Genomic DNA, 20447 nt, shown 5'->3' on the forward strand with positions numbered 1-20447 from the left:
AATGAAAACAAATATTGCAAAAATAGTTGCCACTGTAAACAGAATGAATATCATAACGAGAATTATTATCAGTCATGGAATGAGGTACATCTATGCGTGCTCTGCCCCGCTCTGCCGGTACAGACGTTGCAGCCCAGTGTTTTTTAAACGCCCTGTTACGCGAAACGAAGGACTGGCGCTATCTCCCTGCAGCCGCAGCGGATGAGTTAGCGCACATTCATATTCCACTCTCTTCCTCCCAGGCCCTTCGGGTTCCGGTACGCTATTTCTCCCCAACCCAGCACCATCAGTACCGTTTCCCGGCAACGCTTATTCAGAGCGATAGCGACAGCGGTGACGCCGTCACTTTCACTCAACTGATTGATTTAATTCTTGAAAAACCCTCAGTAAAAGGCTCACTGGATGCCGATACGCTGACGCGTTTTAAACAGCGCGCGCTGGAAAGTCATACCCATACCTGGCAGGCGATTGATTTGCGCCACGGCTGGGCAACGTTGCGCGACAAGCCGCTGACGTTTGCCGAAGCGGAACAGGCGCTGCTGGTGGGCCACGCGTTTCACCCTGCGCCAAAATCCCACGAGCCATTCAACGAAACCGAGGCGCGCCGGTATCTGCCGGATTTCGGCTCTCGCTTCCCGCTGCGCTGGTTTGCCGTTGAGAGCACGCTCGTTGCCGGCGACAGCCTGAACGTCTCCCTGCGCGAGCATCTGCTGCGCTTCGCCGCCCAGAGCGCGCCCGATCTGCTCGGCCACTTCACCGACACCCGCTGGCTGCTGCCGATGCATCCGTGGCAGGCCGACTATCTGCTGGAGCAGGACTGGTGTCAGCGTCTGGCGGCAAACGGTTCATTACAGGACCTGGGTGAAGCGGGCGCACAGTGGCTGCCCACCAGCTCCTCACGCTCGTTGTACAGCGAAACCAACAGCGACATGATTAAATTCTCCCTCAGCGTGCGCCTGACCAACTCCGTGCGCACGCTGTCGGTCAAAGAGGTTAAGCGCGGTATGCGCCTGGCGCGGCTGGCGAAAACAGAACGCTGGCAAGATTTACAGGCCCGCTACCCGACCATGCGCGTGATGCAGGAAGACGGCTGGGCGGGACTGCGTGATGAAAGCGGCGTCATTCAGGAAGAGAGCCTGATGGCCCTGCGCGTTAACCTGCTGTTTGACACGCCAGACACCCAGACCAACGTGCTGGTCAGCCTGACGCAGGCCGCGCCTGACGGCGGCGACAGCCTGCTGGCCGCAGCGGTACGCCGTCTTAGCCAGCGTCTGGATTTACCGCTCGCCCAGGCCGCCCGCTGCTGGCTGGACGCCTACTGCGACCGCGTGTTGCTTCCGCTGTTCAGCGCCGAGGCGGACTACGGTCTGGTGCTGCTGGCGCACCAGCAAAATATCCTCGTTGAGATGCAGCAGGATTTCCCCGTCGGGCTGATCTACCGCGACTGCCAGGGCAGCGCCTGGACCGAAGGGGCCGACGCGTGGCTGAAAGAGGCGGGCGAAACCGACGTGGAAAACCGCTTCGGTGAAAGCCAGCTGCTACGCTACTTCCCTTATTACCTGCTGCTGAACTCCACCCTTGCGGTCACCGCCGCTCTCGCCGCCGCCGGTTTCGACAGCGAAGAGCACCTGATGTCCCGCGTGCGTGACGCGCTGGCCGGGCTGCGCACGACGGCGAAGCAGACCCGCTGCCTCGACTACGTGCTCGACAGCCCGACCTGGAACTGCAAAGGCAACTTCTTCTGCTACCTGCACGATCGCAATGAGAACACCATCGTCGATCCGGCGGTGATCTATTTCGACTTTAGCAACCCGTTTTACAAGGAGAAGGCGTGATGGCCATCGCGAATATCGTCCATTCCGGCTACGGCTTTCGCTGCACCGCAACGGAACAAAACCTGCCGCTGACGCTGGGTCTTGACGGCAGCGCGGTGCTGGAGCGTCTGACCGGGATCCCGGCCGGCTGGCTGGTGGAAGCCCTCGATCAGCTGTTTGTGGCCGCGCCCGCCCTGACCGGCATTACCCTGCCGTGGGCGGACTGGCAGGATGAACCCCAGGCGCAGGCGCTGTTTAGCCAGGCCCACGGGGATTATCTGGCGCGAGAAACCTTCTGGCAGCTGCCGCTGTGGCTGCAAGGCGAACGTCCGCAGGCAAGCGGCGGGATGCAGTTTGATGAGAGCCGTCAGCTGTACTTCCCGCTGCGTCCTCGTCGCCCGCAGGGCGAGGTATATCGCCGTTACGATCCGCAAATCAAGCGCACTTTGAGCTTCCGCGTGGCGGACGTGGCGCTGGACGGCGAGCGTTTCACTCAATGGATGAATAACCCGCGCGTGAACGCCTTCTGGGAGATGGCGGGCCCGCAGGCCGAGCAGGAAAACTACCTGCGCCGCCAGCTTGACTCGACCTACTGCTACCCGGTTATCGGCTGCTTCGACGACCAGCCCTTTGGCTATTTTGAACTCTACTGGGCGGCAGAAGACCGCATTGGCCGCCACTACCGCTGGCAGCCGTTTGACCGCGGGCTGCACATGCTGGTGGGCGAAGAAAACTGGCGCGGCGCGCAGTATATCCGCAGCTGGCTGCGCGGCCTGAGCCACTATCTGTATCTCGATGAACCGCGCACCGCGCGCATCGTGGCCGAGCCGCGCTTCGACAACCAGCGCCTGTTCCGCCATCTGGCCTCCGCCGGTTTCGACACGGTGAAAGAGTTCGACTTCCCGCACAAGCGCTCGCGCCTCATCATGAGCCAGCGTCACCGCTTCTTCAGCGAGGTGGGCCTGTGAACGCGCTCTGGCAGAAAGTGAACCGCGAGATGGTGGCGAAGATCCTCGCGGAGCTGGAATACGAACGCACCCTGCGCGCTGAGCCGGTTTCATCGGACGGCTGGCGCATCGCCATGGGCAACGAGTCCTGGCAGTTTCGCGCCGCGCGCGGGATCTGGGGCTGGCTGCATATCGATCCGGACAGCCTGACCACCGCCAGCGGCGCCGCCGTGGAAGCGGAAAGCGCGCTGCTGCAGCTGGCGACGGTGCTGGAGATGAGCGACGCGCAAACGGCGGAGCACATGGAAGATCTCTACGCCACGCTGCGCGGCGACATGCAGCTGCTGCAGGCGCGTGAAGCGCTGGACGCGGACGCGCTGATCCACCTCGACCCGGACGAATTACAGTGTCTGATGAGCGGCCACCCGAAGTTTATTTTCAACAAAGGCCGCCGCGGCTGGGGTCTGGACGCGCTGCGCCAGTACGCGCCGGAATACTGCGGGCGCTTCCGCCTGCACTGGGTCGCCGTCCAGCGTGAACATCTGGTCTGGAGCAGCGACACCGATTGCGACATTCACGCTCTGCTGGCCAGCACCATGGATGATGCCGAGCGCGCCCGGTTTGACGCTCGCTGGCAAGCGCTGGGTCTCGACGACGGCTGGCTGCCCGTGCCGCTGCACCCGTGGCAGTGGCAGCAAAAAATTGCCATTCATTTCCTTGCGCAGCTGGCGCGCGGTGAAATGGTAGAGCTGGGCGAGTTTGGCGATGAGTACCTGGCCCAGCAGTCCCTGCGCACGCTCACCAACGCCAGCCGCCGCGCGCCGTATGACATCAAGCTGCCGCTGACCATCTACAACACCTCCTGCTATCGCGGCATTCCGGGCAAGTACATTGCCGCCGGTCCTCTGGCCTCGCGCTGGCTGCAGCAGCAGTTCGCCGCTGACGCCACGCTGATCCGCTCTGGCGCGCAGGTGCTGGGCGAACCCGCCGCCGGGTATCTGTCGCATCCGGGCTACGCGGCGCTGCCGAAAGCGCCCTACCGCTACCAGGAGATGCTGGGCGTGATCTGGCGCGAGAACCCATCCTGCTATTTACAGGACGGCGAACAGGCGGTGCTGATGGCGGCGCTAATGGAAACTGACAACGCCGGACGTCCGCTGATCGACGCGTGGATCACGCGCTCGGGGTTAACCGCCGAAGCGTGGCTGGAAAAGCTGTTCGAGGCAACGGTGATCCCGTTCTACCACCTGCTCTGCCGCTACGGCGTGGCGCTGATTGCCCACGGCCAGAACGTGACGCTGGTGATGAAGGACTACGTCCCGCAGCGCATCCTGCTGAAGGATTTCCAGGGCGATATGCGCCTGGTGGACGAGGATTTCCCGCAGGCGCAGAGCCTGCCGGAGCAGGTAAAAGCGGTGACGGCGCGCCTGAGCGTGGATTACATCATCCACGACCTGCAAACCGGCAACTTTGTGACGGTGCTGCGCTTTATTTCACGCCTCACGCTGCAAAGCGGCGTCAGCGAAACGCGTTTCTATCAGATCCTCGCCGGGGTGCTGCACCGCTATATGGCCGCGCATCCGGAGCTTGCGGAGCGCTTTGCGAAATTCGATCTGTTTAAGCCGCAGATTATTCGCGTGATCCTTAACCCGGTCAAACTGACCTTCTCCGAACACGACGGCGGCAGCCGCATGCTGCCGAACTACGTTACCGATCTTGATAACCCTCTTTTTCTGGCCTCCCGGGAGTCCGCGCAATGAAAACCTATGATTTCATCGGCATTGGTATTGGCCCGTTTAACCTCAGCGTCGCCGCCCTCGCAGAAGGTCTGGACGGCTTTAGCTCGCTGTTCCTTGAGCGTAAACCGCACTTCTCATGGCACCCGGGCATGATGGTGCCGGACTGCCACATGCAGACCAGTTTCCTGAAGGATCTGGTCAGCGCCGTGGAGCCGACCAACCGCCACAGCTTTCTGAACTACCTGGTGCAGCGCAAAAAGTTCTACCGCTTCCTGACCACCGAGCAGCGCACGGTTTCCCGCGAAGAGTTTGCCGACTACCTGTGCTGGGCGGCGGACAACCTCACCAACCTCGCCTTCAGCCAGCAGGTGCAGCAGGTGAGCTTTGATGAGCAACGCGGCCTGTTTGAGGTGGTGACCCAGCGCGACCGCTTCCTGGCGCGCCACGTCTGTGTGGGGATTGGCAAACAGATCAACCTGCCTGACTGCGTCACTGCGCAGGACGATACCTGCTTCCACGCCAGCGAGATGATGCTGCGCACGCCGGACCTTACGGGCAAACGCGTTACCGTCGTCGGCGGCGGCCAGAGCGGCGCCGACCTGTTCCTGAATATTTTCCGCGGCGAATGGGGCCAGCCGCTGAGCCTGAACTGGGTCTCGCGCCGCAACAACTACAACGCGCTGGATGAAGCCGCCTTTGCTAACGAGTATTTCACGCCGGAGTATGTGGACAGCTTCTCCACGCTCGGTGAAGAGTCGCGTCGTCAGATGCTGCACGAGCAGAAGATGACCTCCGACGGCATCACCACCGAGTCCCTGCTGGCGATTTACCGCGCCATGTATCACCGCTTCGAAGTGCTGCGTGAAAAACCCTGGGCACACCTGATGCCGTCCCGCTCGGTGACGGCCCTGACGCGTCAGGAAACCAGACATCGCCTGAGCATTCAGCATCACCTCGACGGCGGCCACGAGCAGCTGGAGAGCGACGTGGTGATTTTCGCCACCGGCTACCGCGCCGTGCAGCCCGCGTTCCTCGCGCCGCTGTCTCACCGCCTGCATCTGGATGCGGACGAAGCGTTCTGCATTAACAACGATTTCACCCTCGAATGGGACGGTCCGCAGAGCAACCGCCTGTTCGCCGTGAACGCCGGGATGCACCGTCTCGGCATTGCCGAACCCCAGCTCAGCCTGATGGCCTGGCGCGCGGCGCGAATTCTGAATCGCGCACATGCCGACGAGCCGTTTGAACTGGCCACCACCCCTGGCGTTATCCACTGGCGGAGCACCACCAGCCCGGAGAGCAGCCAGGTTTTTAAATCGTTAGCAAAAACCACTGAGTACTGACACACACAATCAGGATCAACATAACAATGAAACGTTCTCATCTTTGGGTTTTAAATCCTTGCTTGCTTGCAATGCTTTCTACCTCTGCGTGGGCGGAAGAACAAAAGGAAGAAAATATCGTGGTCTCTGCCAGCCGCGCGCACCGCAGCGTGGCCGAGATGGCGCAGACCACCTGGGTCATTGAACGCTCTGAGATCGAGCAGCAGGTTCAGGGCGGGAAAGAGATTAAAGAAGTGCTGGCGCAGCTGATCCCGGGTATGGATGTCAGCAGCCAGGGGCGTACCAACTACGGCATGAACCTGCGCGGCCGCTCCATGATGGTGATGGTGGACGGCGTGCGCCTGAACTCGTCCCGCAGCGACAGCCGCCAGCTCGACTCCATCGACCCGTTCAACATTGACCGCATCGAAGTCATCTCCGGCGCCACGTCACTGTACGGCGGCGGCAGCACCGGCGGCCTGGTGAACATCGTCACCAAAAAGGGCCAGCCGGAGACCGAAGTTGAGTTCCAGACCGGAGCAAAAAGCGGGTTTAACAGCCACAATGACCACGATGAGAACGTGTCGGCTGCGGTCAGCGGCGGCAACGACAACGCCTCCGGCCGTCTGTCGGTGTCGTATCAGCGCTACGGCGGCTGGTATGACGGCAACGGCGATGAGGTGATCATCGATAACACCCAGACCGGCCTCCAGTATTCCGACCGTATTGATGTGATGGGAACAGGCACCCTCAACATCGACGATCACCAGCAGCTGCAGCTCACTACCCAGTACTACAAGAGCGAGTCCGACGGCAAGCATGGGCTGTATCTCGGGAAGAACTTCTCGGCGGTAACGGGCGATGCCACCGCGTACAACAAGGATAATCTCGACTCTGACCGCGTGCCGGGCACCGAGCGCCATCTGATTAACCTGCAGTACTCCAATACTGATTTCTGGGGCCAGGATCTGGTCGCGCAGATTTACTACCGTGACGAGAGCCTGACCTACTACCCGTTCCCGACCCTGACCAAAGGCGTGGTGAGCAGCATCGGCGCGTCGCAGCAGAAAACCGATTTTTACGGCGGCAAGCTGACGCTGAACAGCAAGCCAGTGGACGATTTGACGCTGACCTGGGGTGTCGATGCCGACCACGAAACGTTCGATGCCAACCAGCAGTTCTTTGACCTGAGCAAAGCGGCGGCGAGCGGCGGCATGGAACTGGACAACGCCTACAACGTGGGCCGTTATCCGGGCTACAGCATCACCAACCTCGCTCCGTTCCTGCAGGCGAGCTATGACATTGACGCCATCACCCTGAGCGGCGGCGTGCGCTACCAGTACACCGAAAACAAGGTGGATGATTTTGTTGGCTACGCCCAGCAGCAAGCCATCGCCACCGGGAAAGCCACCTCCGCCGACGCGGTGCCGGGCGGGAAAACCGATTACAACAACTTCCTGTTTAACGCCGGGATCCTCGGTCGTCTGACCGAACAGCAGCAGCTGTGGTTTAACTTCTCCCAGGGCTTTGAAATTCCTGACCTGGCGAAGTACTACGGCTCCGGCACCTACCAACTCAGCAACGGCCACTATCGCCTGCTGAACAGCGTGAACGTCAACGACTCAACGCTCGACGGCATCAAGGTCAATGCCTACGAGCTGGGCTGGCGCTACACTGGTGACAACCTGCGCACGCAGGTAGCGGCGTATTACTCGCTCTCGGATAAAACCATCACCATCAACAAGACGGATATGACCATCAACCTGGAAGACGACAAGCGTCGTATCTACGGGATTGAAGGCCAGGTGGACTATTTCTTCACCGACAGCGACTGGAGCACCGGCGCGAACTTTAACGCCATCAAGTCTGAAACCCGCGAAAACGGTAAGTGGGAGAAGCTGACGGTCGACAGCGCCAGCCCGTCGAAAGCCAGCGCATGGGTCAACTGGGCGCCGGGCGACTGGACCCTGCGCGTGCAGAGCACGCAGACCTTTGACGTGTCTGACGCTGACGGCAAGAAGATCGATGGCTATAACACGGTCGATTTCCTGGGCAGCTACGCCCTGCCGGTGGGGAAAGTCAGCTTCAGCGTGGAAAACCTGCTGGACAAAGACTACACCACCGCCTGGGGCCAGCGCGCGCCGGGGCTGTATAGCCCAACCTACGGTGCACCGGGCCTGTACACCTATAAAGGCCGCGGACGTACGTTTGGTCTGAACTACTCCGTGCTGTTCTGATCCTCCGCGCCGCCTGCGGGCGGCGCATTTCGTTGTGTAATTTCAACGCGAATTTGCTATAAAATCAGCGATTTGCTGAAATAGTCGGCAAACGAACAAAAAGCGCGTTTTCACCCTTTGACAAGGCGTACCGAGGTCGATAATATGCGCCTCGTTCACACGATTCCTCTGTAGTTCAGTCGGTAGAACGGCGGACTGTTAATCCGTATGTCACTGGTTCGAGTCCAGTCAGAGGAGCCAAATTTGAAAAGCCTGCTTAGGGAAACTTGAGCGGGCTTTTTGTTTTAGCGTCTTTTAATCGCATCCTAAGCATCGGTTCAGGATGGCTTGCTATATGACCATAACTTCATTCCGATAGCATTAGGTATCCGTTGTTCAAAGCTTCCTATCAGTGGTTCAGGGCTGATCACAGCGAATAGCGCCCGTTTTTTGTTCTTGCATACGGCAAAACTCATGTATCCACCGCTGGTGACGGGAACAACAAAGAGTAGCAGGGCGAACTGGCTAAATAGTGTCGCAATTAGACAATAGCAGCAAGTGTAGGGTTCTGGAAGCAGATCACAGAAAATAAAAACTCTGCGGACAAGACCTCCATACCAGGAAAGGTTTAATATCTGTAACCCTGTATATCGCTATTGTGAAATGTGATGAACGTCAATAAGCTGTATAATGTGTCCTGCAGTTAATGAAACAGCCCCCAAATAAAGAAAAAATGCCGTACTATCTCTGATATAAGCAAGAAAATTCAGGTACAGCTTTCCTTTCAGCTGGAATATTTTGGCTATTCAACACGAAGTATTTTGTAACTATGAATTCAACCTTCTATCTTGAACGTAATTTTACGCACGGTGACAGGACGTACACAGAGACAGAGTTGTTGGCTGCATCAACGCACATTGTTGTGTTAGCAGAGCCCGGCGGTGGAAAAACGGAGGTGATGAAGAGCCTTGCTCAGAAATTGAACACTTCAGTCTTAAATGCCAGTGTATTTGCCTACGTGGGAGCAGATAAAGAAAATAGCCCGCTGATAATTGACGCCGTTGATGAAGTCGCCAGGATCGATCAATCAGGTATTCATAAACTTCTTGCGCATACCAGAACATCAAAGCCGACTCGCGTAGTCATGTCAAGCAGGTCAAGCGAATGGGGACAGGCGTCTACCGGTATTTTTGAAAAATTTCTTGGTTTCCCCCCGATGGTTGTGAGGCTGAGAGAGTTCGATCAAGACGAACAACACGCCATCTTTAAACACCATGCGCCAGAAGAAGACTTCTTTGCATTCCAGACCGAAGTAACACGGTTTAGTTTAGAAATGTTGTTACCAAACCCTCAGTTTCTGAAAATGTTCATCGATGCCTATTTAGAAAGTGGCAGGCAATTTGCTGACAAACGTTCAATCTTTGCTTTAGCGGTAGAACGACTGGCTAAAGAAATCAACCCAGATATCCCGAAAGCCTCTGTATCTCTTTCAGTTGCACAGAAGATTTCATTTTCTGCCGAGGTTTATACCAAACTTCTATTGTCGGGCGCAGAAGGAATCTGTACCACCGATGCGACTGCAAACCGGATGTATCCCACGTTGCCAGCGTTGTTTAGTGGCAGTACTGCCTGTTACGACATATTGTCCACTCAGCTTTTCAAACCTGGGGATAATGAAGACCAGCACCGTCCGGTCCACAAGATCGTCGCTGAATATTGCGCAGCGGATTATCTGATTAAACGAATAGCCGACCCTGTAGATGTTCTCACTTTAGCAAAGTGCTTGCCTATTATTGCACCGAATGGTACTGCCAGAGATGAGTTGAGAGGTCTGCTCGGGTGGATGGCGGCACTAGGCAACAGGTCGGTACAGGAATCCATTATTGATCTTGACGCCTATGCGGTGCTCGCAAACGGCGATCCATCGCAGCTTGAACGCTCGTCGAAACGACAACTTCTTCATCGACTCAAAGAGATTGAAGCCGCTGACCCTTACTTTCGTCGGAGCGATTTCTGGCGCCGGTTCAGCGCGGCTGGTTTTTTCACGCAAGATGTTGTTGAAGAAATAAAGCCTCTATTAACGATGGGTAATAATGGTCATTTACGTAATTTAATTTTAGAGCTTCTAGCAGGCTCTCCGGTAAACAGTCAGTTGGTTCCTGAACTGAGCCAGCTTACGTTAAACACAAACGAGTCTGAACATATTCGTACATTAGCAAGCAAATGCTTACTCAATGTCAAAGAATACGATTTCATTGGCGCTTTAGCCGTATTGATTTTCGAAGCCAGTCATATTTCACTCAATATTGCTGCCAATATCATTAAAGCCACAGGGCCAGAAAAATTTGACCACACATATCTCTCTGGATTCTTCCGTGTCTGTGCGAACCTCTATCCCGGTCACAAAGCACACTTTGAAAGAGTGGTAGGGGCTCGTTATTTTATTAAGAAGTTAATCTCCTGTTTTTCACAGCACACTCTTGAACTTCTTCTGGACGAATTAACCCATAATCTTCATTGCCATTGTGGGAAAAAATCCTATGAGTGTGATTGTCGCAATGGAATAAGCAAGATCGTAGGTTCAATGGTCGATCGCTATTTTGAACTAACTCAAGCACCGTTTGACCCTGTGAGGATCTGGCAATGGATAGGTAATCTCAATTTTCATCATCAATGCCAACCTGATCAAAGCAAATCGGTACAGGTGCTTCGGGAAAATGAAACGCTTCGCCAGGGGATCATTACCTATGTATTTGGGCCTTTAACGGATCGTAACACGATATTTAACATAAGAGTATGGAAATTCGACGGAAACCTGCATTCACATTCAGGCCTTCATTTATGGAGGAATGACTATAAATTCATCCTCAATCTGGCGTTTAAAACAGATAACGTTGACCTGTGGGCGAGTTTCCTTGTCAACCATCAACGTTACAAAAACAAGGAAGACCAAGGTACTGATGATTTGAGGACGCAAATGCGTCAGCACGCCCTTTCCAAACCCGCATTTATGCGCGAATGGGCTCGATACAACAATGCAATGAAATTATCCGAGCAGGAGAACCAGTTATGGAAATTCAGACATAGCCGAAGCAGCAAACGCCATGACAAAAGACAACGAGAAATTCATGCCAAAAATATAAAATTTGTTAAGGAAAACAGAGATATTGTTGAGAGCGGTCGTCACTGGCAATGTCTGTTGCGTTTTGCAGAACTCGTACTCATGCATCCGGAGAGGATTGAATTAGAATTTGGTGACGAAAAACTGGTTCGGAATGCTTTAAGAAATTGCCTGGATTTTATTACTCCCGAGGTTCCCACACTTTGTGAACTGGCGGCCCTGCAATGCGAATCTAAATACAAGCATTCTGAGACGATCTTATATGCAGCTTGTCTGGAGATTCTACGTGCAGAAGGTAATCTTGAATGCGTTAATATCGGGTTGCTTACAGCGTTAAGAACTAACATTCACATGGGATATGACTCAGTTTCGATGGAAGAACGTGATGCGCTACAAACTGAAATCGACCGACTCATTTTTCCTGATAGTGAAAGTGCTGAAAAATATCTCCGACAATATGTTGAACCCCAACTCGCTCAACCATGCCCTCACCCTGAAATTTGGATGTTAAGTGGAGAAGAGGTCTTCAGTCATTCACGGGCCAAACTTTCCATTGAGTGGCTTCGTCGTTTTACTGATTTATCCCTTGACTCTGTAGATACTCTTTTTGAAATTGCTGCTCAATACGGCGATCGTGAAGATTTAAAAGAGATTATTGCAGAGCGATGCTCAGAGATGGTGTCAGAACAGCCCAATTCAACAAAAAATGAGGATATTGAACGGAAGCGAATATTCTGGATGGTACGTGAGTTCTACTTTATGGAGAATATTACAGATAATTATTGGGCATGGCTAAAATCTGACAAAAATAATTTACTGCATTTTTATGAACGTTCCGGGCACATGAGTCGAAGTGAGTACCATGCCTGGCCGGAACTTACCTCAATGAAGGTTGAAGCCATTTTAGACGCTTTTATTCAACACTGGCCGCATGTTGATCTTCCTAATAGCTGGGGTAGTGATAGTCCTAAAGAAGAGAAAGCCTACCGCTTTTTGACTGATTTGATTTGGTCAATTAACTCGGACAAACCCGATATTGCAATACCGGTGCTGAACCGTCTTCTTAATGATCCACGTATCACCAATCTACATAAGGAATTGCAAAGCATAAACGCCGATCAGATCAGAAAAAAAGCGCTCAGGGATTTTGAACCTCCGACGCCGAACGAAATAGTCCAACGCCTAGATTGTGACTCAGTCGTTACTGTTGAAGGCCTGCGTCAGTTAGTGATTCAGGAGCTTAATGATTTCCAGAAAGCAATTGATGGTGGGGAGTTTAACTCCGTCGATCGCTTCTATGAGAAAAATGACCGCCTTGATGAGGTAAAATCCACAGAGATTATTGCAGAACGTCTGAATTTAAGACTTCAGCCTCAGGGCATCGCTATAACTCCAGAGCATCAGTTGAAAGGGAAAAACAGGAGTGATTTCACAGCATCTAAATTAATTGGTGGAAGAAGGCGGTTGCTGGTTACGGAAGTCAAAGGGCAGTGGCATAGAGAATTATATTCTGCCGCTTCAGCTCAACTCTATGACCGTTATTCCATTCACCCAGATGCCGAACAGCAAGGTATCTTTCTTGTTATATGGTTCGGAGAAAGCGAAACCGTTGCTGGCCGCAAAGCCCACGGAATTAAAAGCGCTCAGGAGCTTAAAATTAGTATTGAAGCAGTATTACAGGCTGATCTCCGTGGTTTAATTGATGTTTTCGTTTTAGATGTTGCACGGCGCAGTAAAAACTAACATAAGTTATATCGAATAAAAATATACGATATCACCACAGGTGTGAGATCAGGCGTTTACCGCCGGCACAAGAGGTTATTAAGAAGTAGTGGTCATTCTGATGGTCTTGACAGGTAGCTGATTAAGATTTGGCTTTTTATTAGCCAGTTACTTGTAAAGGCGATCCCAGTCACAGGAGCCAAATTCGAAAAGCCTGCTTTTGAAGCAGGCTTTTTGCTTTTCTGCATCTCTGATGTTAACTCAGAATCGCATCCAGCCTGGCAAGCACTTCATTTACAACGGCATCAGGTATGCGTTCCAGCCGCATGCCGTTCCGGGCCGCCATATCAATAGTTCTAGGCTGGTCGCAGCGAATAACGCCCATTGTTTTTGTCCCCGCCCCTTCCAGTGAAACGGTGAAACCCGCTGTACGTGCAAAGTTTCCGCCGCTGGTAACGGGAACCACCACCGGTAGCCGGGTCAGCTTGTTAAACGATGCCTTCGATACGATGAGAACCGGACGTTTTCCACTTTGCTCATGGCCAGCAATCGGGTCCAGTGAAACAAGCCAGATTTCCCCTCTGTCCATTTACAGGAGCTCCTTCCCTACTGCAGGCGCATCAATCCAATCCCCATCCTCTTCGCTCATTTCAGCGTGCGGATCGCACTGCGCCAGCAGCTCCTCAAGCGAATAGTGAGGCCGCTTCTGGGGTTCAATAATCAGGCAGCCATTATTAATGGTCATGCCGACTTCGCTGTCCGTCGACAGCTCCAGCGTTTTCAGCACGGCGGGAGGAACCGCCAGCATGATGGATCCGCCGACCTTTTTCAGACGAGTTTTATACATAGCGCACCTCCAAATATTATATTTTAATATAACATTCATGGCAGAGGGTGCGCAATTATTCATCAGATTCATGGTGATTTCCTTTTCGTAATTAAGTGGGCAGAGAGCTGTTATCCATCAAAGGGCAGTACAGGTGGGAACAAAGTGCGTCACTAAGAAGGCAGATAATAGAAAACTGTTTTTGCGGTTCAAAGGATTATGGCGGATCGGATAAACGAAATGCGAGGCGGCTTCCGCATCGGGAGCATTGTGGGGGCCAGGCTAAGGTCAACCCCTCATGGCTTCATAACGATGCGGCCAAGCGGTTTCGCTGTCTCGGCGTATTCATGGGCCGCGGCAGCGTCAGCCAGGGGGAAGATGCGGTCAATGACAACCCTGATGCGCCCTGCCGCTACAGCCTGCAACATCTCGTCCACGCTTGCCCGAACCTCGGGCCTTTCAAAAAGGGGGCCCATGAATACCCCCATGAGCGTCTGGTTAGACTGCATTGCCGGCCATAAATCGGCTGTCAGGCTGCCACCGCCCGCATTACCGACGAAAACAAGACGCCCTTCCGGCGCGAGTGCAGAAAGCGACGCAGGCAACGTCGTCCCTACCGGATCGATGACGAGGTTAACACCGGTGCCACGAGTGACCTGTCGGACACTCTCCACGACGTAATTCTCTACACGATCCACAACATGATCGGCCCCCAGTTCCAGCAACCGGTTTTTTCGCTGCGTTCCGCTTGCCACGGCAATGACCGTCGCGCCAGCTTGTGAGGCAAGCTGAACGGCCGCGAGCCCCACGCCACCCGCTGCTGCCTGAATCAGAACGGTTTCTCCGTGCCGGAGCATGCCTCGTGTGAAGAGGCAGTGATATGCGGTTCCAAAGGAGATCGGTACCACCGCCGCTTCTGCTGCATCCACTCCGTCTGGTATAAGCCAGGTTCGTTCCTCAGGCACAGCCCAACATTCCGCATGCGATCCCTGCATGCTAAAAGCAGTCACTCTGTCTCCAACCTTGCGGCTACGGACTTTCGACCCGACGGCAACCACCGTCCCCGCAGCCGCGTAGCCAACAATCCATGAAGGAAAAGGCGGCGGAGTTGAACGTCGGTTGATCAGATCTCCCCCTTCAATTGAGATAGCCTCGACAGAAATCAGGACATCGTCAGGCCCTGCGACCGGATCCGGAACATCGACATATTGCAGGACGCCGGGAGCGCCTTCCACGTCATAAACCGCTGCCTTCATAAATTTTCCTCTGACTTACCTTTTGACCGTCGGAAAGATCCGTAACGCTCAGGGTAGCCTGGCAATCACCTTTATCTCAAACTTGAATCCGTACAGCCACGTCACGCCGATCCCGGTCAGCGTCGGATAAGGTGCTTCCCCCCAATAGTCTGGCAGGACACTCCAGATAGCGTCGAGGTTTGACTCGGGATCGACAACAAAAAGGTTAACGTCAACCACGTCATCGAACGTGCAGCCCGCAGCCGTGAGAACAGCATTAAGGTTATCAAACGCCAGACGGATCTGCGCTTTTATATCCTCTTCAGGCGAACCATCTTCCCGGCTACCCACCTGCCCCGAAACAAACAAGAAGCCATCAGATTTGATGGCGGGTGAATAGCGATTGCGCTCATAGAGCGCCTGGCGTCCGAAGGGAAAAACGGCTTCGCGTGTTGTCATATGTGTACCTTTGTAATGGGGCGAACTCTGCCCGGTGAACGTAAAGAGACTTTACAGCTGCTGAAGCAGAGGGATAAACAGGCGACTTTGTCCATCATTGTTTGTAATATCCAAACAATCGGTGAAAAGAGAGGACATGGGATGGATCGTTTTGATACGATGCGCGCCTTTGCTCGCGTGGTGGAGGCAGGCAGCTTCACAAAGGCTGCCCAAACGCTCCATATGAGCAAAACCACGGTGACGCAGCTTATTCAGCAGCTGGAAGCGCGCCTGCGCGTCAAGCTGCTCCATCGCACCACCCGCAGGCTCGGCGTCACTCCCGATGGCGCGGTCTACTACGAGCGCGTTATCCGCCTGCTGGCGGACATGGAAGATGCAGAAAACAGCCTGTCCAGTGCGGCGATGACGCCCAGGGGACGCCTAAGGGTGGATGTGCCCACTCCTCTCGCCCGCCTTGTGCTGGTGCCCGCGCTACCGGCTTTTCACGCGCGCTACCCTGATATCCAGTTTGACATGGGCGTAAGTGACCGGGTGGTGGATCTGATCGGCGACAACGTGGATTGCGTCCTGCGGGGTGGCGAAATCAATGACCAGTCACTGATCGCGCGCCATGTCGGCGATTTGCAAATCGGTGTTTACGTCGCACCGAGTTATGTGGAACGCCTCGGTGCCCCCGCGCATCCGCGAGAGCTGGAAAACACGGACCATCGCATCGTGGGATTCTTGTCCTCACGCACCGGTAAGATTGATCCTCTGGTACTGCGCTGTGAGAGTGAACGCATTGAAATTACGGGCAACTATGTGCTTGCTGTGGATGATGGCAATGCTTACCTCGAAGCTGGGCTAGCGGGATTGGGCGTGATTGCGCTGCCGGTCTATATGGCGGCAGCACATCAGGCTCGCGGTGCCTTGATTCCGCTATTTGAACGCTGGCGTATTGCTCCAATGCCCCTGTACCTGGCATTCCCGCCTAACCGCCATGTCAACGCTAAACTGCGCGTTTTTATTGACTGGATCGTTGAGTTGATGCAGCAGCATGTCCCTACTTCTACCATTAAGTGACTACATCTATTCGCTCATCACCGCCGATTGGTGGTCATTCAGGCGGTTTTGACAGAAAGGGAAATATTTATTTGTCTGTTACTGGCAAAGTCGAACCCATTCAGAGGAGCCATTTTTGAAAAGCCTGCTTTTGAAGCCGGCTTTTTGCATCTGTGACCCACTAATAGTTACCAAGCGGATTCTTTTCACAGGCAATACCGCAAATGCCCTCAAGTTCGGCTTCGAGTGTTTTAACCAACGATTGAAGATAGTCTGGCCCTTCCTGATACTGGCGACGTTGTAACTGGTATTCTTCGGTAGAGAGCAAAGTTAATCGTTCTTTGACTCGCTCACCGCATGACGCTATCTCTTCAATAAAATCAATATCATAAAATGGAAGAATTTCTTTAGTTTTGTTATTAAAAACGATGACTTTGACGCTATGAGCATCCAGAACTTCAATGAATTTTTTATCACAGGTTAAGATTGCGGGAAAAAAGAATGCCGCGTTTTTATCAATATTTAAGGTAATAACAAATTCGAGAAAGCGCTGATGGCGAAGATCCCAGGCCATACCTCTAACGTACTCCCAAAATCCCGCCGTATTACGGTTCACTTTGTGAAAAAAGGCTTCCTTAGAACCATTTTCAAAAAAACGCTTAGCGAGCAAAATCTCTCTAATGCCAAAGAAATGGGCTTCATTGTGAGTAAATTCTAGCAGTTCGAGTAATTTTTCCTGCACCTGCTTAGCACTTGTTTTTGGGTTCCGCAGGTGAATCGCGCACATTTTTAACACATATACATATAAGCGATTATAGTCACGAGCCAGCTCTTCCATTAGCGACTTATTTATAAACTCATAATTTTTACGTGCCATATATTGCTGCGTTTTAGCTATAATTTCCTGTTCAGACACATTAAATTTTAACTGCCTATGCTGCTGCCAAGCCGCAACATCCAGGTTGCGTAACATCTCATAAGCTCTAATGCGTTCGAAGATTTTTTCCTGTTTATTGAGATCGCTAAAATTACAAAGATTTTCGAGTTCATACAGCAAAGGATCAACATTGACTTCCTCTCTGGCGATGAAGTCAAAAATTTCTTCAAAATCATCGGGAAGTCGCGATCTTTGCCCTTCAAAGAAAGGCTTAAGATAACTTAATACCTGCGTATCGAGCGAGATAGAATAGTCGATGGGAAATGTAACGCGGTTACCAGAGATAAACATTTCTCTGAATATGTCTGGTGTAAGAATAAACACATGCGGCGTTTTGAATAAGCTACGCACGGCAGAACCACTGCTGAAGTTCCTCTTAACCGATAAGCCCGGAGTCGCACCTTTCTCCGCTGCAAAAATGAAGGTATAATCGTCAAGATAGTGGTAATAGAGTGCATATTGTTGAACAGCTGCCTCAAGATTTCCTGAGTGGCAGATATCATAAATAAAATCATGAATAACATTTGCCATTGTGCCCTCCCGGCATCGACGTAGCCTCCATTTTTAACACGCATAAGCTTTTGCTATCAATATATTCAGTATTTATTCCTGCATGCATACTTCATAAAATTTATGCCGCGATACTAACGCACCGGGCATAAACGATAACAGACTGCTTGCCTAAGTTGCATTATTAAATCTGATAATCAATCGCCACTTCTTCCGGCTCCATTACCTGGCGTTTGATCTCGTCCACCGACAGCCCGGCATTGCACAGCTCGATAAAGCGCCACACATAGTTGCGCTGCAGCTGCCCGCGCTTCAGGCCCAGCCACACTGTATTGGCGTCAAACAGATGCCGCGTATCCAGGCGCACCAGGTTCCCATCTTCGCGTTCTCCGCTGGACTGTTCCGCCACCAGGCCAATGCCCAGACCCAGCTCGACGTAGGTTTTGATCACGTCAGAGTCCTGCGCGCTCAGCACGATGTCCGGCGTTAATCCTTTACGGTTGAAGGCCTCGTCTATGCGCGAGCGTCCGGTTATGCCCTGGCGATACGTAATCAGCGGCCATTTCGCGATCGCTTCCAGCGTCAGTGGTGAAACCTGATTCAACGGATGATCGAGCGGGAGCAACAGGCTGTGGTACCAGCGGAACCAGGGAAAGGCCACCAGCAGCGGGTCGTTGCTCAATCGCTCGCTGGCAATGCCGATATCTGCCCCACCGTTTTGCAGCAGCCCTTCAATTTCCTGCGGCGTGCCCTGGATAAGCTCCAGACGGACGTCAGGGAAAAGTTCGCGGAAGGCTTTGATCACCGGCGGCAGGCTGTAGCGCGCCTGGGTGTGGGTGGTGGCGATGGTGAGCACGCCGGAGGCATCGTTGGTGAAGAGATCCGCCAGGCGACGCACGTTACTGGCCTCGTTGAGGATCCGCTCCGCGATGGTGAGCAATGCTTTACCCGGCTCCGTCATGCCGAGCAGGCGCTTGCCGCGGCGGATAAAGATCTCTATGCCCAGCTCCTCTTCCAGCTCGCGGATATGGCGGCTGACGCCGGACTGAGAGGTATAAAGCATATTGGCGACCTCGGTCAGGTTGTAGTCCCGCCTGGCCGCCTCACGGATAATTTTAAGTTGCTGGAAATTCACGATTCACTCCGGCGCATCTGACATAGCTCTATTGTTAGAGTCAGCCGAGCTGCAGAACAAATAATAAAAACCAGCATCTTATGCTTTTCTGGAATATCAGCTCACGAGCTGGAGCTCACGGTTCTCAAGCGACGGCTTGCTGACCAGCGACATTAAAATCTCTTTTACCGCCTGCGCCTGAGGCGACAGCGAGCCGCGAGCGGACATGTTCAGCGACAGCGGCAGGCTCATCGAAGGCGTGGTGATCCGCGCCATCCAGCCGTTTGCCGCACCGCACAGCGAGCGCGCGGCGGATTCCGGCAGTACGGTGACACCCATTCCGCTGGCAATGGCCGCGGTCAGCGTGGAGATTGAGTCGATTTCGCCGATGATTTTGGCCGTCAGACGGCGCAGGGAGAACGCTTCGTCCACACGCACGCGCACGGCGCTGTAGTCGCGCGGCAGATAGAGGTTCATCTCTGCCACGGCGGTAAGATCGACGCTCTGGCCCGGACAGTCGCGGGTGCCCACGAGGTAGAGATCTTCCTTGAGCAGCGGCTGGCTGGTGATCCCGGCAACCGGGGAGCGATCGTAAAGGACCGCCATGTCCAGCTGGCCGTTGAGCAGCTTGTCATTCAGTACAGAGCCACTGTTTTCATGCAGATAGACCAGCACTTCCGGAAGCTCAGCGCGCACGGCCTGCAGAAGCGGCATAGTGATAGAGGACGCCGCCGTTCCCGGCGCCAGCCCGATAGAAACGTGCCCGCTCAGGGTCTGGCCCACGTTGTTCACCGCCAGCTGCGCCTGTTCACACTGACGCAGGATAGTGCGGGCGTGGGTATACAGGATCTTGCCTGCTTCCGTTGGCGTGACGCCGCGTTTGGTGCGGATCAGTAACTGCTGATCCATCTCGCCTTCCAGAGTAGCCACCTGCTGGCTCAGCGCAGGCTGCGCGATGTGCAGCACTTCTGCCGCTTGAGTCAGGCTGCCGATATCGACGATTTTTACGAAGTATTTCAGTCGTCTTAAGTTCATTTTGCCCCCTGTTCGAAATGCATTGCCGGAACCGGCTGTCGTTGTTGAACAGGTTTTGCAATATGAATGCCACTTTTACCGTGCGGTCTGAATTGTTCGCTAACCGCCTGAAAATAAGGAAACCTAATCATGGAGGGGTGATTTATTACTGAAACAGCAGTTTACGATCTGCCCCATTAGAGGTATATCCGCACCATTACGGTGCATTGTGCTGTCAAAAACATCATTTTGCCGATTTTGTCAGCAAACGATCAAAAGGCGTTGATCCACCCTTTGACAAGGCGAACGCAGGTCGATAATATGCGCCCCGTTCACACGATTCCTCTGTAGTTCAGTCGGTAGAACGGCGGACTGTTAATCCGTATGTCACTGGTTCGAGTCCAGTCAGAGGAGCCAAATTTGAAAAGCC

14 protein-coding genes, 2 tRNA genes and 1 pseudogene are annotated in these 20447 nt (G+C 53.7%); 9 read left to right on the forward strand and 8 right to left on the reverse strand.

The window, feature by feature from the left end:
* Positions 1 to 92 precede the first annotated feature (92 nt).
* From ACMWL8_RS03240 to ACMWL8_RS03270, 7 genes are all read left to right on the forward strand, one after another.
* Entirely contained in the window at positions 93 to 1835 is a 1743-nt protein-coding gene (locus tag ACMWL8_RS03240) for an IucA/IucC family protein (RefSeq protein ID WP_045260371.1), read from the forward strand.
* Complete coding sequence (locus ACMWL8_RS03245; RefSeq protein ID WP_028013731.1) at positions 1835 to 2782, forward strand: GNAT family N-acetyltransferase; 948 nt, start codon at positions 1835 to 1837, stop codon at positions 2780 to 2782. The genes ACMWL8_RS03240 and ACMWL8_RS03245 overlap by 1 nt, the downstream gene beginning before the upstream one ends.
* Positions 2779 to 4521: an IucA/IucC family protein gene (gene iucC / locus ACMWL8_RS03250; RefSeq protein ID WP_045260372.1), complete on the forward strand. Its 1743-nt coding sequence runs from the start codon at positions 2779 to 2781 to the stop codon at positions 4519 to 4521. Before ACMWL8_RS03245 ends, iucC begins: the two co-directional genes overlap by 4 nt.
* Entirely contained in the window at positions 4518 to 5843 is a 1326-nt protein-coding gene (locus ACMWL8_RS03255; RefSeq protein ID WP_045260373.1) for a lysine N(6)-hydroxylase/L-ornithine N(5)-oxygenase family protein, read from the forward strand. Before iucC ends, ACMWL8_RS03255 begins: the two co-directional genes overlap by 4 nt.
* Positions 5844 to 5869: 26 nt before the next feature.
* Positions 5870 to 8059: a TonB-dependent siderophore receptor gene (locus ACMWL8_RS03260; protein WP_045260374.1), complete on the forward strand. Its 2190-nt coding sequence runs from the start codon at positions 5870 to 5872 to the stop codon at positions 8057 to 8059.
* Positions 8060 to 8223: 164 nt separating this feature from the next.
* Positions 8224 to 8299, forward strand: a tRNA-Asn gene (locus tag ACMWL8_RS03265).
* A gap of 568 nt (positions 8300 to 8867) precedes the next feature.
* Positions 8868 to 12902, forward strand: coding sequence for a hypothetical protein (locus tag ACMWL8_RS03270; RefSeq protein ID WP_045260375.1), 4035 nt, complete (start codon positions 8868 to 8870; stop codon positions 12900 to 12902).
* A gap of 235 nt (positions 12903 to 13137) precedes the next feature.
* On the opposite strand, the gene ACMWL8_RS03275 is transcribed toward ACMWL8_RS03270, so the two are convergent.
* From ACMWL8_RS03275 to ACMWL8_RS03295, 5 genes and pseudogenes are all read right to left on the reverse strand, one after another.
* Entirely contained in the window at positions 13138 to 13470 is a 333-nt protein-coding gene (locus tag ACMWL8_RS03275) for a type II toxin-antitoxin system PemK/MazF family toxin (RefSeq protein WP_028013735.1), read from the reverse strand.
* Positions 13471 to 13728 carry an antitoxin gene (locus tag ACMWL8_RS03280; RefSeq protein WP_045260376.1) on the reverse strand — a complete coding sequence of 86 codons (258 nt, stop codon included), beginning with the start codon at positions 13726 to 13728 and terminating at the stop codon, positions 13471 to 13473. It lies immediately after the preceding gene.
* A gap of 275 nt (positions 13729 to 14003) precedes the next feature.
* Positions 14004 to 14564, reverse strand: a complete 561-nt coding sequence (locus ACMWL8_RS03285) for a quinone oxidoreductase family protein (protein WP_235428251.1) — start codon at positions 14562 to 14564, stop codon at positions 14004 to 14006.
* Between the two features lie 105 nt (positions 14565 to 14669).
* A pseudogene (locus ACMWL8_RS03290) lies at positions 14670 to 14963 on the reverse strand (alcohol dehydrogenase catalytic domain-containing protein); the annotation flags it as partial.
* A 48-nt stretch (positions 14964 to 15011) separates the two neighbouring features.
* On the reverse strand, positions 15012 to 15401 hold the full coding sequence (locus tag ACMWL8_RS03295) for a RidA family protein (protein WP_045260378.1): 390 nt from the start codon (positions 15399 to 15401) through the stop codon (positions 15012 to 15014).
* Between the two features lie 141 nt (positions 15402 to 15542).
* Between ACMWL8_RS03295 and ACMWL8_RS03300 the strand changes: the two genes are divergently transcribed.
* Positions 15543 to 16463 carry a LysR family transcriptional regulator gene (locus ACMWL8_RS03300; RefSeq protein ID WP_045260379.1) on the forward strand — a complete coding sequence of 307 codons (921 nt, stop codon included), beginning with the start codon at positions 15543 to 15545 and terminating at the stop codon, positions 16461 to 16463.
* 160 nt (positions 16464 to 16623) lie between these two features.
* Here the strand turns inward: ACMWL8_RS03300 and ACMWL8_RS03305 are convergent, their stop codons facing one another.
* The 3 genes from ACMWL8_RS03305 to nac all read right to left on the reverse strand — a co-directional run bounded on the left by ACMWL8_RS03305 (position 16624) and on the right by nac (position 20038).
* On the reverse strand, positions 16624 to 17910 hold the full coding sequence (locus tag ACMWL8_RS03305; protein WP_045260380.1) for a hypothetical protein: 1287 nt from the start codon (positions 17908 to 17910) through the stop codon (positions 16624 to 16626).
* A gap of 163 nt (positions 17911 to 18073) precedes the next feature.
* Positions 18074 to 19024, reverse strand: a complete 951-nt coding sequence (gene cbl / locus ACMWL8_RS03310) for an HTH-type transcriptional regulator Cbl (protein ID WP_045260381.1) — start codon at positions 19022 to 19024, stop codon at positions 18074 to 18076.
* Between the two features lie 96 nt (positions 19025 to 19120).
* Entirely contained in the window at positions 19121 to 20038 is a 918-nt protein-coding gene (gene nac, locus ACMWL8_RS03315; RefSeq protein WP_028013742.1) for a nitrogen assimilation transcriptional regulator NAC, read from the reverse strand.
* 320 nt (positions 20039 to 20358) lie between these two features.
* On the opposite strand from nac, the gene ACMWL8_RS03320 reads away from it, so the two are divergent.
* A tRNA-Asn gene (locus ACMWL8_RS03320) sits at positions 20359 to 20434 on the forward strand.
* The last annotated feature ends 13 nt before the right edge of the window (positions 20435 to 20447 follow it).

It is taken from the genome of Enterobacter sp. 04-C-12-SI-ECC, from assembly GCF_047530715.1.
Taxonomy (GTDB): domain Bacteria; phylum Pseudomonadota; class Gammaproteobacteria; order Enterobacterales; family Enterobacteriaceae; genus Enterobacter; species Enterobacter bugandensis.